The organism is Pedococcus dokdonensis (genome assembly GCF_900104525.1).
In the GTDB taxonomy this organism is placed as follows: Bacteria; Actinomycetota; Actinomycetes; order Actinomycetales; family Dermatophilaceae; genus Pedococcus; species Pedococcus dokdonensis.
Window position 1 is genome coordinate 3,583,842 of the sequence record NZ_LT629711.1, and the last position, 15,167, is coordinate 3,599,008.

A 15,167-nucleotide genomic window follows, 5' to 3' on the forward strand; every position below is an offset into this window, starting at 1 on the left:
CCATGGAATGGCTGTCAGCCGTCGAGCGGCTGCGACGCGAGCGTCGGCCAGGGGTGCTGGTCACCCTCGCGTCGGTGCGGGGTCACTCACCTCGCGAGGCCGGCGCCAAGATGGTCGTCGCCGAGGGTGCGACCTGGGGCAGCATCGGTGGCGGCAACCTCGAGGCCACCGCGGTCGCGCGAGCCCGCGTGATGCTCACCGATTCCGCGTCGGTCCCCGAGCAGATCTCGTTGTCGCTCAACGACAAGGCGCCTGCCGAGCACGGCCAGCAGTGTTGTGGCGGTGAGGTGCAGGTGCTCCTCGAACCGCTTGCGGTGGTGCCGGCCGTGGCCATCTTCGGAATGGGTCATGTCGGCCTCGAGCTGGCCCGCATCCTCGCGCGGCACGACGTCGAGCTCCATCTCGTCGACTCCCGCGCCGACCAGCTCGGGCACGACCGGCTCGGTGTCCTCGACGACGCGGCGGCCAGGGTGCACGTGCACCACGCGCCGGTGCCCGAGCTCGTGCTCGGTCAGGTGCCACCGGGCACCCATGTCCTCGTGATGACCCATGACCACGCCGAGGACGCGGCGCTGTGCGACGGTGCCCTGCGCTGCCAGCACCTCGGCTCGATCGGCCTGATCGGGTCGTCGGCCAAGTGGTCGCGCTTCCGGCAACGCCTTGGAGCAGAGGGACATTCGGAGTCTGACCTGGCTCGGATCCAGACCCCCATCGGGCTCGCCGAGCTCACCGGCAAGGACCCGGCCACCATCGCCGTCAGCGTCGCCGCCGACCTGGTGCGGGCGTTCGAGTCGCAGGCGCGCGCTGCTGGTGCGCCCTCACGGACGACGAAGGCCGTGCGATGACGCTCTTCCGGGCCACCGTGCTCGACACCCCTGACGACCCGTTCGCGGGTGGCGCGCTGCGTGCCCAGGACGACTGCGGCCTGCTCGTCGAGGGTGGCGTGATCATGGCTCGGGGCGACTTCGCGACGTTGCGGGCCGAGCACCCCGACGAGGACGTGCTCGACCTGCGCGAGGGCATGGTGCTGCCCGGGCTCGTCGACACCCACGTGCACTTCCCGCAGGTGCGGGTCATCGGTGGGCTCGGCATGCCGCTGCTCGACTGGCTCGACCAGTGCGCCCTGCCCGAGGAGATGCGGCTGGCCGACGTCGACATGGCGCGCGGAGTCGCCAGGGACTTCGTCACCGGGCTCGTGGATGCCGGCACCACGACTGCGCTGGTCTTCGGGTCGCACTTCGCCTCGGCCGTCGACGTGATGTTCGAGGCGGCCGACCTCTGGGGGCTGCGCGTCACGACGGGCCTGGTCACGTCCGACCGGATCCTGCCCGAGCCGCTGCTCACCACCCCGGAGCGCGCCTACGAGGAGTCGCGCGACCTCGCCTCACGCTGGCACGGCAAGGGACGGCTCCGGTATGCCGTGACGCCGCGGTTCTCGTTGTCGGCCAGCGACGCGATCCTCGAGTCATGTGCCGCGACCTTCCGCGAGGTCGACGGGTCCTGGTTCACCTCGCACGTCAACGAGAACACCGCCGAGGTGAAGGAAGTCGGCGAGCTGTTCGCTGGTGCGACCTACGTCGACACCTATGACAAGCACGGTCTCCTGAACCCGCGCTCGGTGCTGGCCCACAACGTGCACCCGACCGACCCGGAGCTGGCGACCCTGGCCGCGCGTGGCTCGTCGGTGGCGCACTGCCCGACCAGCAACTCGGCCCTGGGTAGCGGGCTCTTCCCGCTGCGGCGCCACGTCGAGGCAGGGGTGCGGGTGGCGATGGGTTCGGATGTCGGTGCGGGGACCGGCTTCTCGATGCTCAAGGAGGGCTTGCAGGCCTACTTCATGCAGCGCCTGCTCGGGGACGAGGGCTTGTCCCTGACCTCGGCCCACCTGCTCTGGCTGTGCACCTCGGCCGGGGCGCAGGCGCTCGGCCTCGGCGACGACGTGGGTGACCTGTCGGTCGGCAAGCAGTTCGACGCGATCTGGCTGCTGCCCGAGGCGGGCGACCCGCTGGCCGTCGGGCTCGGCAACGCCAAGTCGGCCGACGACGCCCTCTCGAAGGTGTTCGCGCTGGGCACCACCTCCGACATCGGCGGCGTCTGGGTCGGTGGCGACCAGATCGCCGCCGGTCGCTGGCGGATGCCCCGCCGCACCTGACCCCCGCTCGCCGCCTCGTGCACGAACCTTTGCTAGCAAAGGAAACAGTGTCGTGGACAGGTTGCAACCTGTCCTTCACTCACGAACCTTTGCTAGCAAAGGTTCGTGCAAGGGGTCGGAGGGGTCGGAGGTGCGGGAGGGGTGGTCAGGCGCCCTCGGCCTTGAGGACCTCGGCGTAGGCCGGGAGGGTCAGGAAGTCGGGGAAGTCCGGGTCGAGCGCGCACTCCACGAACAGTCGCCGCGCCGTCTCCAACGCACCCCGTGCGGTCTCGTCGTCGCCGACGGAGTCGATCAGGGCGGCATACTCGCTCTCCACGACGCCGTCCACGAGCTCGCGGGTGACGATCTCGCCCGAGGCGAGGGTCGCGCCGGAGTTGAGCCACTGCCAGATCTGGCTGCGCGAGATCTCGGCGGTGGCGGCGTCCTCCATCAGGTTGTGGATCGCCACGGCACCGTTGCCGAGCAGCCACGCCTGGAGGTACTGGATGCCGACGGAGACGTTGCCGCGCAGGCCATCGAGCGTCCGGTCGCCGGGGGTCGAGCCGGCGTCGAGCAGGTCGGCGCCACTGACGGAGACCTCGTCTCGCTGCTTGCCGAGCTGGTTGGGGGAGTCGCCGAGGACACCGGTGAAGACCTCCTTGCACAGCTCGACCATGCCGGGGTGCGCGACCCACGAGCCATCGAAGCCGGCGCCGACCTCGCGCTCCTTGTCGGCCCGCACCTTCGCGAAGGCCGCCTCGTTGACCGACGGGTCCTTGCTCGGGATGAACGCCGCCATGCCCCCGATCGCGAACGCCCCGCGCTTGTGGCAGGTCTGCACGAGCAGGTCGCTGTAGGCCTTCATCATCGGCGCGTTCATGGTGACGGCGTTGCGGTCGGGGAGGGTGAACGACGGCCCGGAGTCCCTGAAGTACTTGATGATCGAGAAGAGGTAGTCCCACCGTCCTGCGTTGAGACCAGCCGCGTGGTCGCGCAGCTCGTAGAGGATCTCGTCCATCTCGAACGCGGCCGGGATGGTCTCGATGAGCACCGTCGCGCGGACCGTGCCGTGCGGGATGCCGAGCGCCTCCTGGGCATAGGTGAAGACGTCGTTCCAGAGTCGGGCCTCGAGGTGCGACTCCATCTTCGGCAGGTAGAAGTAAGGGCCGCTGCCGCGCTCGAGCAGCTCGGCGGCGTTGTGGAAGAAGTAGAGGCCGAAGTCGACCAGCGCGCCGACGAGCGGGCGCCCGTCGAGAGTCAGGTGCTCCTCGTCGAAGTGCCAGCCGCGGGGGCGCGGCACGATGACGGGTATGGCGCCGGGGTCCTTGAGCTCGTAGTGCTTGCCGTTGGGGGTGGTGAGCTCGATGGTGCGGCGGACCGCGTCGTAGAGGCTGACCTGGCCGCCGATGACGTTGTCCCAGTGGGGAGTGTTGGCATCCTCGAGGTCGGCGAGCCAGACCTTCGCGCCGGAGTTGAGGGCGTTGATCGCCATCTTGCGCTCGGTCGGGCCGGTGATCTCGACGCGGCGGTCGGCGAAGTCGGCCGGGGCCGGGGCCACCGTCCAGTCGCCCTCGCGCACCTCGCGCGTCTCCTCGAGGAAGTCGAGCTTGCCGGTGCGCGACACCTCGGCCCGTCGGGTGCGGCGGGCCGCGAGCAGCTCGTCGCGTCGCGACCCGAACCGGCTCTGCAGCTCCGCGAGGAAGGTCAGCGCCTCCGGTGTGAGGATCTCGGAGCTCCGCTCGACCTCGTGCGGGGCGTTGACGACGACGGTGCCGGTGGTGGGCTCGGACATGCGGATCCTCGAGAGATGTCGGTGGTGTCGTGTGCCGCGGTGGCGGCTTCCAGACTAGGATTGTTCCATGATACGAAATCTTCTTCTCATTCGGGAAGGACTGGGGAGAGATATATGAGCGCCAAGGCACCCTCCGACGACCTCTCGGCGGCCCCCTCGGCCGCCGGCACCAAGGCGGCGGGCGGCGGCGTCCAGTCGCTCGAGCGCGCATTCGCGATCCTCGAGACGATGGCCGATGCCGGGGGCGTCATCAGCCTGTCGCAGCTCGCGACCGACGCCCAGCTGCCGCTGCCGACGATCCACCGCCTCGTGCGCACCCTCGTCGACCTCGGCTATGTCCGGCAGGAGGCGTCCCGCCAGTACTCCCTGGGGCCCCGGCTGATCCGCCTCGGCGAGACGACGTCGCGGATGGTGAGCCGGTGGGCGCGCCCGCACATGGAGCGGCTGGCCCACGAGCTCGGCGAGTCGGTCAACCTCGCGATGCTCGACGGCGACCAGGTCGTCTACATCGGGCAGGTGATGGCCAGCCGCAACTCGATGCGGATGTTCACCGAGGTCGGCCGACGGGTGCTGCCGCACTCGACCGGTGTCGGCAAGGCGATCATGGCGGGGATGGATCCCGAGGCGGTGCAGGCGATCCTGGGCCGCACGGGCATGCCGGCCCGCACCGAGCACACCATCACCGAGCCGGCCGACTTCATGGCCGAGCTGGGTCGCACGTTGGAGCGTGGCTATGCGCTCGACGAGGGTGAGCAGGAGGTCGGGGTGCGGTGTGTCGCGGTCGCGATCCCGGGCGCGCCCCAGCCGTTGGCGCTGTCGGTGTCTGGGCCGTTGCCGCGCATGACCGACTCCTTCATCGAGGGTGCGACGGCGCCGATGCATGCCGCGGCCGCTGCCATCGCCGCCGAGATGCAGGGCGCCTCCGCCTGAGCAGGCCCCCCGTACGTCGCCATCTCAAGGCGTCGCTACCTCATGGCGTCGCTATCTCATGCAAAAGGCGAGTTAGCGCCTCTCCTCGGCGGCGCTAACTCGCCTTTTGCATGAGATAGCGACGGGGAATGGTGACGGGGCGGCAGCATCGGGCGAACGGTTGGCCCTGATGGGGTGAACAGTGGTGCCAGGGGCCGTTTTCGTGCCCCGGGGCCGGTTCGGCCGGGCACGCTTGAGCCATGGCCTACGGCTCCGAGCTCGGACCCATCGCCCTCGCCCACCGCGGAGGTGCATCGCTCGCGCCCGAGAACACCATCGCCGCGTTCAGCCTCGCGACCGCCCTCGGCATCCGCTACCTCGAGACCGACGTCCGCCTCACCTCCGACGGCCAGCTGGCCTGCTTCCACGACGCGACCCTCGACCGGGTGACGGACGGGCACGGCCCGGTTGTGCGGCATACCCTCTCGTCGTTGCGGCGGCTGCGGGTCCTGGGACGCGAGCCGATCCCCACTCTCTCCGAGGCGCTCGAAGCCTTCCCGGACGCGCGGTTCACCGTCGACCTCAAGGAGCGTTCGGCCATCCCGGCGCTCGCAAAGGTGTTGCAGCACAGGGACTTTCGCGAGCGCGTCTGTGTGGCGGGAGCCTGGGACGGGTGCCTGGACGTCGTCCGTGCGCAGGTGCCGGGCGTGCGCACCGCCCTGGGCTGGCGTGCCCTCGCCGCCGTGGTCACCTGCGCCAGAGCCGGTATGCCGCCTGCTCGCCGCTTCGCGACCGCCGAGTTCCTGCACGTGCCGGACCGGTTGGGGCGTCTGCAGGTCTTCGTCGACCGGCTCGTCACCGGAGCTCACGGGATCGGCGTGAAGGTCGTCGTGTGGACCGTGAACGACCAGCCGTCGATGGTGCGGCTCCTCGATGCCGGGGTTGACGGCATCATCACCGACCGCCCCGACCTGCTGCGTGAGGTGCTGGTCGCGCGCGGCGAGTGGACGCCGATGCCCGGACGGGTGCCGGAGCCCTCACCGTAGGTCGCGGCTCGCTCGGCTGGGGCCTGGTCGCAACGCACGAGCGCCCGTCCCAGGGGGACGGGCGCTCGCAGAGCGGGGCTGGGAGTCGCTCAGGTGACGTTGTGCAGCGCCTTGACCTCGTCGCGCGCGGCAACGACGGAGGCGTGCTGCTGCTGGAGCAGGGCACGGAACTCGGGGCTGAGGTCGTCCTCGTCGAGGGCCTTCTCGTACTCCGACACCGCGTGGTCCTCGCCCGTCGCGGCGGCACCGATGACGCTCGAGGCGTCGTCGCCGGTCAGCGCGTCCTTGAGCGCGATCCAGCCGCGGTGCACCTTGGCAGCGACCGTGCCGCTGTTGTCGACGTCGTCGCCGTAGTCGTGACCCATCGACACGATGTCCTGGACGAAGTCGGCGCGCTGCTGTGAGAAGCGCTCGAAGACGGCCGCGGTCTCGGGGGTGTCGCTGTCACGCAGCTTCTCGGCCGCAGAGGCGTAACCGTCCCGACCGTCCTTCAGGGTCTCCACGAGCTCCTTGGCGACCTTGGCGTCAGCTGACATGGCTGGGTTCTCCTTCTGTGGGTGATGTCGTTCCCCGTCCGCCTACCCGCACCGCTCACATCCAAACCCGTCGATCACCCTGCGAAGGTGCGTCGATGAGGATGCGCATCGTCCGCAACCGGCCCTACCGTGCGGGACATGGCCATCGCCCGGTTTCCCAGCATCGTCCTCGACTGCCCCGACCCGCGCGCTCTCGCGACCTTCTACGGAGCGCTGCTCGACTGGGAGGTGGACACGGCCAACTTCGACGCGTCCGACGGCTGGATCGACGTGAGGTCCGACTACGGGCAGTGCCTGTCGTTCCAGGGTGTGGAGGACTACCGCGCGCCGATCTGGCCGGGGCAGGACGTGCCTCAGCAGATGCACCTCGACGTGGTCGTCGACGACCTCGATGCCGCCGAGGCTGCCGTCATCGAGCTGGGCGCGACGAAGCACGAGTTCCAGCCCGGCACGTCGTTCCGCGTCATGCTCGACCCCGCCGGTCACCCCTTCTGCCTCTGTACGAGCTGACTTCCGCCGGGCGAAGGCTGATCGCGGCGGACACTCACGTCGCTGTCGACGTCGGTGGGGGAGAATCCATTCGTGGAGCTCTCATCGTTCGGGGTCACAGCGACGGCCGGCACCCTGCGTGCCGAGGAGGGGATCGTCCTGCAGCACTCCTGGACGGACGAAGGCGTCGTGGCCGGCCCCGCCACGAACGGTGCGCAGCTGCTGCACCTGTCCGTGGCATTGTGCATCCTGAACGACACCTACCGCGAGGCAGCCCGGCTCGGCATCGAGGTCGACGGGGTCGCGGTGGAGGCGGACGGTGCCTTCGATGACGACTGGGGCTCGACCGGGATCGTCTACTCGGTCACCCTCGACTCCGCGGCCTCGACCGACGACGTGGGGCGGCTCCGTGCCGTGGTCGACCAGGTCGCGGAGATCCCGCGCGCGGTCCGCGCGGGCGCATCCGTCACGCCACTGGGCTAAACCCGCCCTTCGCCGAAGGCAGCCCCGAAGTTCGGATCTCGGGCCCGGCGCCGGGGCCAGGGGACCAACCCGGCGGCCCTGAGCGGGGCTTCAGTCGCGCCGTGCCCACACCGAGTGCCCGAACTCCCGCGGCGCCGGCCCCAGACACAGGTATGCCGCGGACGCGCCTGGCGTCCGCGGCATACCGAATGCTGGTGGTCAGTCCTCCTTGCCGGCGGACATGCCTTCCTTGATCAGGTTCATGACCGAGGAGTCGGCCAGCGTCGTGACGTCGCCGACCTCGCGGTTCTCGGCGACATCGCGCAGCAGGCGGCGCATGATCTTGCCCGACCGCGTCTTGGGCAGCTCGGAGACCACCATGATCGAGCGCGGCTTGGCGATCGGGCCGATCTCCTTGGCGACGTGGTTGCGCAGCTCCTGCACCGTCTCGTCGCCGTGGTCTTCCGCTCCTCCGCGGAGGATGACGAACGCCACGACGGCCTGGCCGGTGGTCTCGTCCGACGCGCCCACGACAGCCGCTTCGGCCACGGTCGGGTGCGACACGAGCGCCGACTCGATCTCGGCGGTGGAGAGGCGGTGGCCGGACACGTTCATGACGTCGTCGACGCGACCGAGCAGCCAGATGTTGCCCTTCTCGTCGTACTTCGCACCGTCGCCGGCGAAGTAGTACTTCTCGCCGAACCGCGACCAGTAGGTCTCCTTGTAGCGCTCCTCGTCGCCCCAGATGCCGCGCAGCATGCCCGGCCACGGCTTGGTCAGCACGAGATAGCCGACCTTCTCGGCCTCGGTGAAGGGCTGGCCCTCGTCGTCGAGGATCTCGGCACTGATGCCAGGGATCGGCTTCTGGGCCGAGCCGGGCTCGAGCTCGGTGACACCGGGCAGCGGGCTGATCATGATGCCGCCGGTCTCGGTCTGCCACCAGGTGTCGACGATGGGCGCGCTGCCGCCACCGATGTTCTTGCGATACCAGAGCCACGCCTCCGGGTTGATCGGCTCACCGACCGACCCGAGCAGCCGCAGCGACGACAGGTCGAACTTCGCGGGGATGTCGTCGCCCCACTTCATGAACGTGCGGATCGCCGTGGGCGCGGTGTAGAGGATCGTCACGCCGTACTTCTGCACGATCTCCCACCACCGACCCTGGTGCGGGGTGTCGGGGGTGCCCTCGTAGATCACCTGGGTCGCGCCGTTCGCGAGCGGCCCGTAGACGATGTAGGAGTGCCCGGTCACCCAGCCGATGTCGGCCGTGCACCAGTAGACGTCGGTCTCCGGGTGCACGTCGTGCACGACCGAGTTCGTGTATGCCGCCTGAGTCAGGTAGCCGCCCGTCGTGTGGAAGATGCCCTTCGGCTTTCCCGTGGTCCCCGACGTGTAGAGGATGAAGAGCGGGTGCTCGCTGTCGTGTGCGACCGCCTCGTGCTGGTCACTGGCGGAGTCGACGACGTCGTGCCACCACACGTCGCGGTCGTCGTTCCAGTCGACGTCGTCCTTGGTGCGCTGGACGACGAGCACCTTCTCGACGGTGCTCTCCCCGTCGACCGCCGCGTCGACCGCCGGCTTGAGCGGGGCGGTCTTGCCACGGCGGAACTGCCCGTCGGCGGTGATGACGAGCTTGGCCTCCGCGTCGGCGATGCGGGTGCGCAGGGCATCGGCCGAGAAACCGCCGAACACCACCGAGTGCGGGGCCCCGATCCGCGCGCAGGCCAGCATCGCGGCCACCGCCTCGGGAATCATCGGCAGGTAGATCGCGACCCGGTCACCCTTGCTGACTCCCAGTGACTCCAACGCATTGGCGGCCTTGGCCACGTCACGCTGCAGCTCGGCATACGTGATGGTGCGGGTGTCTCCGCCCTCGCCCTCGAAGTGGATCGCGACCCGGTCGCCGTTGCCGGCGTCGACGTGCCGGTCGACGCAGTTGTAGGAGGCGTTGAGCTCGCCGCCCACGAACCACTTCGCGAACGGCGCCCCGCTCCAGTCGAGGGTCTGGTCGAAGTCCTTGCTCCAGCTGATCCGCTCGCGCGACTGCTCGGCCCAGAAGCCCTCGAAGTCCGCCGCGGCCGCGTCGTAGAGCTCGGCCTTGCCGTTGGCCTGCTCGGCGAACTCGGGGGTGGGAGCGAGGTCCCGGCCCTCGGTCTGGCTCGTCGTCTGGGACGTCTCGGACACGGTGGTTCCTCCTGGCAGCATCGGCAGGCAACTCTCGCAGGAGCGCCGTGGAGGTCGCCTTCGAGGTCGCGGTGACACCCCAAGCCAACCCGCATCCGGCCCTCGCTTCAAGGGGAGCGGTCGCCGTGATCGGTCGACGGACGCTGCGAGCGGCCAACGGCTACCCTTGGGCGCCGTGAGCACCCCGACGACGACGACCCTCGACTCCCCGGGCGCCCCCACCCAGAGACCCGGCGAGCGCGCAGCCGCCCTGGCGCACAAGGTCTGGCCGCCGCTGGCCATCCTGCTCGCAGCCGCGCTCTGGTGGCCGGTCGGCTTCGCCGGCGTGACGTCGTGGCTGCACCTGCCGCTGAGCGTCTTCGACGGTGACGTGCTCTTCCTCGGGGCGACTGCTGCGGCCGCCTCGGTGTCGCTGCTGGTGCGCTCGCCCTGGCCGCGCTTCGCGATCGTGGTGGTGTTCAGCGGCCTCGGTTGGCTGCTCGACGCCCCCGCCTCGGACGAGTACCCGCACGAGCGTGCGGTGCTCGCGATCCTGCTCGGGGCCGCGGCGTTCGTCGGGATCGTCCTCGGCGCACGCGGGTCCAAGGGTCCGGTGGCTGCCGCGACGGTGCTGACCGTGGTCGCCGCGCTCTCCCCGGCCAGCTGGCCGACCGAGGCCGCCGTCGCCGTCGCGCTGGCTCTCCCCTTCGCCGTCGCCACCTGGCAGCGGGTCGCGCCGACGATCCTGTCGGTGCTGCGGCTGGCCCTGACCTGGCTGGTCTTCGCGCTGCTGGCTCGCGCCCTCTCCTACGGCTGGGACGTGGTGCGGCCCGGCTCCGGCGGCGGGCTGACCCTGCGCGAACAGGCCCGACGCGTGGCCGAGCCGGCCTGGGACTTCGTGCGCACGCAGTGGTGGACCTGGTCGCAGATCCAGCTCGAGCAGCTGGTGCCCTGGCTCTGGGTCACCGTTTTGCTGGCGGTGATCCTCGTCGCGCTGCGGGTCGTGCTGGCCCGCCGCCGAGCGAGGACACGACTCGCCGAGCAGGATCGCGGCTGAGCGCGAAACCGGCGGCGCGCCGTGTCCTCGGTCGGGACACTGCGTCAGCGGCTCACCAGCGGTGGGCGACGTCGACGACCAGGCGGCTTCCGGTCGCGTCGTGGATCGTGAACGCGCGGAACGGCAACCGCGCCCGCACACCGAGCCCGATCGAGGTCTGGCCCTCGAACGAGCCGGCCCAGGCCGCCTGTCGGAACGTCGTGTAACCGGTGAGGTTGACCAGCTCCTTCGGGTTCCTGGGCGTGTAGCTCGGCGCGCCGGTCGACGTGTAGGCCGGCGCCCGGGTCACGACGAGCAGCTTGGCGCCGCCGCGCAGCGGGACGATCTTGCCCTCGCCCTCGGTGCGGACCGCGGAGACGTAGCGCACCGAGTAGCCGGGCGCCTTCCCCTTGAGGTCGATGACCATCCGGTCGAAGCAGGCGTGCCGCCCGGCGCGGACTCCGGTGATCGGACCGGTGACCATGGTGCTGGAGTTCTTCGCTGTCGAGCCCCAGGTGATCCCGCAGTAGGGCGCGGCCTCTGCGGAGGTGGTCGCGGCGGCGACGGGGACGACCCCGGCGGCGACGGCGACGACGAGCGACCGGATGGCCAGTCGAGTGGACAGGTGCTTGCGGATGTTCATGATGTCCTCCCTTCGGACACCGCACTGACGTGCGCCGAAGCACGTCGGTTGACCGCGGGCACGAAGGTGACCGTGTCGTCACGAAAGGTCCGCTGTGTGGTGAGCCGGCGGCATACCGGCGGGTTGTCCGGTGCCGCGCGCCACGGCACGGTGCCGCCGGCCACGGCACGGCGCCGCCCGCCACGGCACGGTGCCGCGCCCCCACCTGAGGGGACGCGGCACCGTGGTCCTTGGGTATGCCGGGTGGTCACCCGGCCCTGCGAGCCGCCTAGTGCGACACCGCCTTCTCGGCCCCGTGGCCGGTCAGCGAGCGCACCTCCATCTCGGCGTACTTGGCGGCGTTGAACTCCTTGCTCGTCACGGTGCCAAGCCAGCCCAGGAAGAAGGCGACGGGGATCGAGATGATGCCGGGGTTGTCCAACGGGAACCAGTGGAAGTCGGTGCCCTGCAACATCGACAGCGACTTGCCGGTGACCGGGTCGACCGGCTTGCCGGACACCACCGGGCTGAAGACGATCAGCGTCAGGGCGATCGCGAGACCGCCGTAGATCGACCACAGCGCGCCCCTGGTGTTGAACCGCTTCCAGAACAGCGAGTAGAGGATCGTCGGGAGGTTCGCCGACGCCGCGATGGCGAAGGCGAGGGCGACGAGGAACGCGACGTTCTGGCCGTTGGCGAGGATGCCGCCGAGGATGGCCAGGATGCCGATCACGATCGCGGTGATGCGGGCGACCCGCACCTCGTCCTCGGCCGACGCACGGCCCTCCTTGATCACGGAGTTGTAGATGTCGTGCGAGAGGCTGGCGCTGGCCGTGATGGTCAGGCCCGCGACGACCGCGAGGATGGTCGCGAACGCCACCGCCGAGATGATGCCCAGCAGCAGCTCACCACCCAGCTCGAACGCCAGCAGCGGTGCGGCCGAGTTGGCCTTGCCGGGTGCGGCGGCGATCACCTTGGGGCCGACGAGGGCGGCGGCGCCGTAGCCGAGCACCAGGGTGAACAGGTAGAAGATCCCGATCAGCCAGATCGCCCACTCGACCGACTTCCGCGCCTCCTTGGACGACGGCACGGTGTAGAACCGCATCAGCACGTGGGGCAGGCCGGCGGTGCCGAGCACCAGGGCCAGCGACAGCGAGATGAAGTCGATCTTCGTGGTGCCGGTCTTGCCGTACTGCAGACCGGGATCGAGCACCTTCTTGCCACCCGAGGCGTTGACCGCGTCGCCGAGGAGCGAGCTGAGGTTGAGCCCGAACTTGCCCAGCACCCACAGGAACATCACGCCGGCGCCGAGGATCAGCAGGACGGCCTTGATGATCTGCACCCAGGTGGTGCCCTTCATGCCGCCGATGAGCACGTAGGCGATCATGATGACGCCGACGACGGCGATGACCAGCGACTGGCCGGTCTTGTCGTCGATGCCGAGCAGCAGCGCGACGAGGCCACCGGCTCCGGCCATCTGGGCCAGCAGGTAGAAGAAGCAGACCGCGAGGGTCGAGATCGCCGCGGCCATGCGCACGGGGCGCTGCTTGAGCCGGAACGACAGGACGTCGGCCATCGTGTACTTGCCCACGTTGCGCAGGAGCTCGGCGACGAGCAGCAGCGCCACCAGCCAGGCGACGAGGAAGCCGATCGAGTAGAGGAAGCCGTCGTAGCCGTTGAGCGCGATCGCACCGGCGATGCCGAGGAAGCTGGCCGCGGAGAGGTAGTCGCCCGCGATGGCGATGCCGTTCTGGCGACCGCTGAAGGCGCGACCACCGGCGTAGAAGTCGGCGGCGCTGCGGTTGTTGCGCGACGCCCGGATCACGATGGCGAGGGTGATCAGGACGAACACCCCGAAGATCGTGATGTTGAGGCCGGGGTTGCCGACCTCGGTCGCCGCAGGAGCGAGCGAGGGGACGAGGGCGGGGGCGCTCATCGCTGGTCCTCCCCGATCTTCTCGGCCAGGGCGGCGGCCCGGGGGTCGAACTCCCGGTCGGCCCAGCGGACGTAGATGATCGCGATGACGAAGGTCGACACGAACTGGCCGAGTCCGAGGATGAGCCCGACGTTGACGTTGCCGAACACCTTGGTGCTCATGAAGTCCGAGGCGTAGGTGGACAGCAGCACGTAGAGGAAGTACCAGGCCAGGAAGAGGCCGGTCATCGGGAAGACGAACCGGCGGAACCTGGACCGGAGCTCCGCGAAGTCCGCGGACTCTTGGAGTGCGACGTACGGGTCGTGATCCGTGCGAGCGTCATTGCTCACGGGGACACCTCCAGTGGTGGCGCGGGCCTGTCCCGCGGTCGGCGCCACTCTGCTCTCGCAGCCCCCTGAGCAGCAGGTATGGCGCGTGGTCACGCGCCGTGCGGATCGTGCCGTCGCCGGGTGGCCGGGGCGCGTGCGCCGAACGGTCGTGCTGGTGCGCCCAACGGCACCTTCCGGTCAGCCGCGGTCGAGCGCGAGGTCCTCGGGGGTGTGCAGCCGCACCATGGTGCGGGCGGTGTGGCGGGGGATCCGTCCGGGCGTCGCCAGGGACACGAGCACGGCGGTGCCGAACGAGATCGGGATGGTCCACGCGGCCGGCTGCCCCAGCAGCGCGCCCGGCCAGCCGGGGATGGGTCCGGCGAAGATCGTCAGGCACACGGCGGCGGCCGCGAGCCCGCCCCCGACCACGAGCCCGGCGGCAGCGCCGACGGTGCTCAGCCCACGCCACCACGACCCGAGGACGAGCAACGGGCAGAACGTGGACGCCGCCACCGCGAAGGCCAGGCTCACCATGGTCGCGAGACCGACCGGCTCGATGAGCCTCGACGCGGCATAGGGGACGAGGACCGACAGCACGGTGGCGAGCCGGAACCCCTGCGCCACGGTGAAGTCGTCACCCGTCATCCGGCCGAGTCGCCGGCGGAGCAGGTCCTGGTCGATGACCCCCGCCACCGACATGGTCAGGCCCGACGCGGTCGAGAGGAAGGCCGCGAAGGCACCGCCAGCGAGCACCGCCGACAGCGTCTCGCCTAGGTGGTCGGGCACCATCGCCCCCGGCAGGCGTAGCACGAGCGTGTCGGCGGTGCCGCTGGCGAGGTCGGGCAGGTAGACCCGGCCGAGCACCCCGTAGAGCGGTGGGAACAGGTAGAACGCGCCGAGGAGGGCCACCACGGTGACGGTCGTGCGTCGCGCCGCCTTGCCGTCCGGGTTCGTGTAGAAGCGGACCAGCACGTGGGGCAGGCCCATCGTGCCGAGGCCGAGCGCCAACAACAGGCTGTAGGTGGCGTAGACCGGATGTCCTTGTCCGGCAAGCCCGTTCAACGGCTCGGCCCACTTGGAGTCCTGTGCCGCCCGTGGTCCTGGAGCGCCGTCGCCCAGCCACGCGCCGAGCAGGACGAAGGCCGGCACCGCGATGGCGGTGAGCTTGACCCAGTACTGCACCGACTGCACCAGCGTGATCGAGCGCATGCCTCCGGCTGCCACGTTGGCGACCACGACGACCGCCACGACCAGGCCACCGACCCAGGTGGGCGCACCGGTGACCGTGCCGAGAGCCAACCCGGCGCCCTGCAGCTGGGGCAGGAGGTAGAGCCAGCCGATGGCGACGACCAGCACCGAGCAGAGCCTGCGGATCACCGTGCTCTCGAGCCGCGCCTCCGCGAAGTCCGGCAGGGTGTAGGCGCCCGACCGGCGCAGGGGAGCCGCGACGAGGACGAGCAGCACGACATACCCGACGGTGTAGCCGACCGGGAACCACAGCATGTCGAGGCCGTTGGTGTAGACCAGGCCGGCGATGCCGAGAAAGCTTGCGGCCGAGAGGTACTCGCCACCGATGGCACTTGCGTTGCGGTAGGGCGTGACGGTGCGGCCGGCCACGTAGAAGTCGCTCGTGGTCCGCGACAGGCGCAGCCCGAAGGCTCCGATCGCCAGGGTCACCGTGCAGACCAGGACGATGGCGATGACGCCGTATGCCGGGTTCACCGGCCCCGGCCCGAA

The 15,167-nt window shown here is 70.1% G+C and carries 14 protein-coding genes; 7 read left to right on the plus strand and 7 right to left on the minus strand.

The features are described from left to right. The first annotated feature begins 2 nt into the window (after nt 1-2). A complete protein-coding gene (xdhC, locus tag BLQ34_RS16880; protein ID WP_091788163.1) occupies nt 3-845 on the plus strand; it encodes a xanthine dehydrogenase accessory protein XdhC in 843 nt (280 codons plus the stop codon). Further along, nucleotides 842-2,152, plus strand: a complete 1,311-nt coding sequence (locus BLQ34_RS16885) for a guanine deaminase (protein ID WP_091788165.1) — start codon at nt 842-844, stop codon at nt 2,150-2,152. The genes xdhC and BLQ34_RS16885 overlap by 4 nt, the downstream gene beginning before the upstream one ends. Nucleotides 2,153-2,297: 145 nt before the next feature. Here BLQ34_RS16885 and aceB read toward each other — a convergent pair whose 3' ends face one another. Next, nucleotides 2,298-3,923, minus strand: coding sequence for a malate synthase A (gene aceB / locus BLQ34_RS16890; protein ID WP_091788168.1), 1,626 nt, complete (start codon nt 3,921-3,923; stop codon nt 2,298-2,300). 114 nt (nt 3,924-4,037) lie between these two features. Here aceB and BLQ34_RS16895 point away from each other — a divergent pair, with 114 nt between their 5' ends. Both BLQ34_RS16895 and BLQ34_RS16900 read left to right on the plus strand, forming a co-directional pair. Further along, nucleotides 4,038-4,853: an IclR family transcriptional regulator gene (locus tag BLQ34_RS16895; RefSeq protein ID WP_091788170.1), complete on the plus strand. Its 816-nt coding sequence runs from the start codon at nt 4,038-4,040 to the stop codon at nt 4,851-4,853. Nucleotides 4,854-5,092: 239 nt separating this feature from the next. Continuing rightward, nucleotides 5,093-5,878 carry a glycerophosphodiester phosphodiesterase family protein gene (locus BLQ34_RS16900; RefSeq protein ID WP_091788173.1) on the plus strand — a complete coding sequence of 262 codons (786 nt, stop codon included), beginning with the start codon at nt 5,093-5,095 and terminating at the stop codon, nt 5,876-5,878. Between the two features lie 89 nt (nt 5,879-5,967). On the opposite strand, the gene BLQ34_RS16905 is transcribed toward BLQ34_RS16900, so the two are convergent. Then, nucleotides 5,968-6,414, minus strand: a complete 447-nt coding sequence (locus BLQ34_RS16905) for a PA2169 family four-helix-bundle protein (RefSeq protein WP_091788176.1) — start codon at nt 6,412-6,414, stop codon at nt 5,968-5,970. A gap of 138 nt (nt 6,415-6,552) precedes the next feature. Between BLQ34_RS16905 and BLQ34_RS16910 the strand changes: the two genes are divergently transcribed. Together BLQ34_RS16910 and BLQ34_RS16915 are read left to right on the plus strand one after the other, a co-directional pair. Beyond that, on the plus strand, nt 6,553-6,924 hold the full coding sequence (locus BLQ34_RS16910) for a VOC family protein (RefSeq protein WP_091788179.1): 372 nt from the start codon (nt 6,553-6,555) through the stop codon (nt 6,922-6,924). A 72-nt stretch (nt 6,925-6,996) separates the two neighbouring features. Continuing rightward, the gene (locus BLQ34_RS16915) at nt 6,997-7,386 is read left to right on the plus strand and encodes an OsmC family protein (RefSeq protein ID WP_091788182.1); all 390 of its coding nucleotides are present in this window, start codon (nt 6,997-6,999) and stop codon (nt 7,384-7,386) included. A gap of 198 nt (nt 7,387-7,584) precedes the next feature. Here BLQ34_RS16915 and acs read toward each other — a convergent pair whose 3' ends face one another. Further along, a complete protein-coding gene (acs, locus tag BLQ34_RS16920; RefSeq protein ID WP_091788184.1) occupies nt 7,585-9,570 on the minus strand; it encodes an acetate--CoA ligase in 1,986 nt (661 codons plus the stop codon). Nucleotides 9,571-9,724: 154 nt separating this feature from the next. Between acs and BLQ34_RS16925 the strand changes: the two genes are divergently transcribed. Beyond that, the gene (locus BLQ34_RS16925; RefSeq protein ID WP_091788187.1) at nt 9,725-10,585 is read left to right on the plus strand and encodes a hypothetical protein; all 861 of its coding nucleotides are present in this window, start codon (nt 9,725-9,727) and stop codon (nt 10,583-10,585) included. A gap of 52 nt (nt 10,586-10,637) precedes the next feature. On the opposite strand, the gene BLQ34_RS16930 is transcribed toward BLQ34_RS16925, so the two are convergent. The 4 genes from BLQ34_RS16930 to BLQ34_RS16945 form a co-directional block, all read right to left on the minus strand. Then, the gene (locus BLQ34_RS16930) at nt 10,638-11,207 is read right to left on the minus strand and encodes an AMIN-like domain-containing (lipo)protein (protein ID WP_091788190.1); all 570 of its coding nucleotides are present in this window, start codon (nt 11,205-11,207) and stop codon (nt 10,638-10,640) included. Nucleotides 11,208-11,475: 268 nt separating this feature from the next. Then, nucleotides 11,476-13,122, minus strand: coding sequence for a solute symporter family protein (locus tag BLQ34_RS16935; protein WP_091788193.1), 1,647 nt, complete (start codon nt 13,120-13,122; stop codon nt 11,476-11,478). After that, on the minus strand, nt 13,119-13,451 hold the full coding sequence (locus BLQ34_RS16940) for a DUF485 domain-containing protein (protein ID WP_091788196.1): 333 nt from the start codon (nt 13,449-13,451) through the stop codon (nt 13,119-13,121). The genes BLQ34_RS16935 and BLQ34_RS16940 overlap by 4 nt, the downstream gene beginning before the upstream one ends. Before the next feature lie 177 nt (nt 13,452-13,628). Beyond that, a complete protein-coding gene (locus BLQ34_RS16945) occupies nt 13,629-15,152 on the minus strand; it encodes a sodium/solute symporter (protein WP_091788199.1) in 1,524 nt (507 codons plus the stop codon). Nucleotides 15,153-15,167 lie beyond the last annotated feature (15 nt).

Excerpts from the sequence above, each read along its gene's own strand:
- aceB (WP_091788168.1), bottom strand. The coding sequence starts at position 3,923 with ATGTCCGAGCCCACCACCGGCACCGTCGTCGTCAACGCCCCGCACGAG.
- BLQ34_RS16905 (WP_091788176.1), bottom strand. The coding sequence starts at position 6,414 with ATGTCAGCTGACGCCAAGGTCGCCAAGGAGCTCGTGGAGACCCTGAAG.
- BLQ34_RS16900 (WP_091788173.1), top strand. The coding sequence starts at position 5,093 with ATGGCCTACGGCTCCGAGCTCGGACCCATCGCCCTCGCCCACCGCGGA.
- BLQ34_RS16930 (WP_091788190.1), bottom strand. The coding sequence starts at position 11,207 with ATGAACATCCGCAAGCACCTGTCCACTCGACTGGCCATCCGGTCGCTC.
- BLQ34_RS16935 (WP_091788193.1), bottom strand. The coding sequence starts at position 13,122 with ATGAGCGCCCCCGCCCTCGTCCCCTCGCTCGCTCCTGCGGCGACCGAG.
- xdhC (WP_091788163.1), top strand. The coding sequence starts at position 3 with ATGGAATGGCTGTCAGCCGTCGAGCGGCTGCGACGCGAGCGTCGGCCA.
- BLQ34_RS16885 (WP_091788165.1), top strand. The coding sequence starts at position 842 with ATGACGCTCTTCCGGGCCACCGTGCTCGACACCCCTGACGACCCGTTC.
- acs (WP_091788184.1), bottom strand. The coding sequence starts at position 9,570 with ATGCTGCCAGGAGGAACCACCGTGTCCGAGACGTCCCAGACGACGAGC.
- BLQ34_RS16910 (WP_091788179.1), top strand. The coding sequence starts at position 6,553 with ATGGCCATCGCCCGGTTTCCCAGCATCGTCCTCGACTGCCCCGACCCG.
- BLQ34_RS16895 (WP_091788170.1), top strand. The coding sequence starts at position 4,038 with ATGAGCGCCAAGGCACCCTCCGACGACCTCTCGGCGGCCCCCTCGGCC.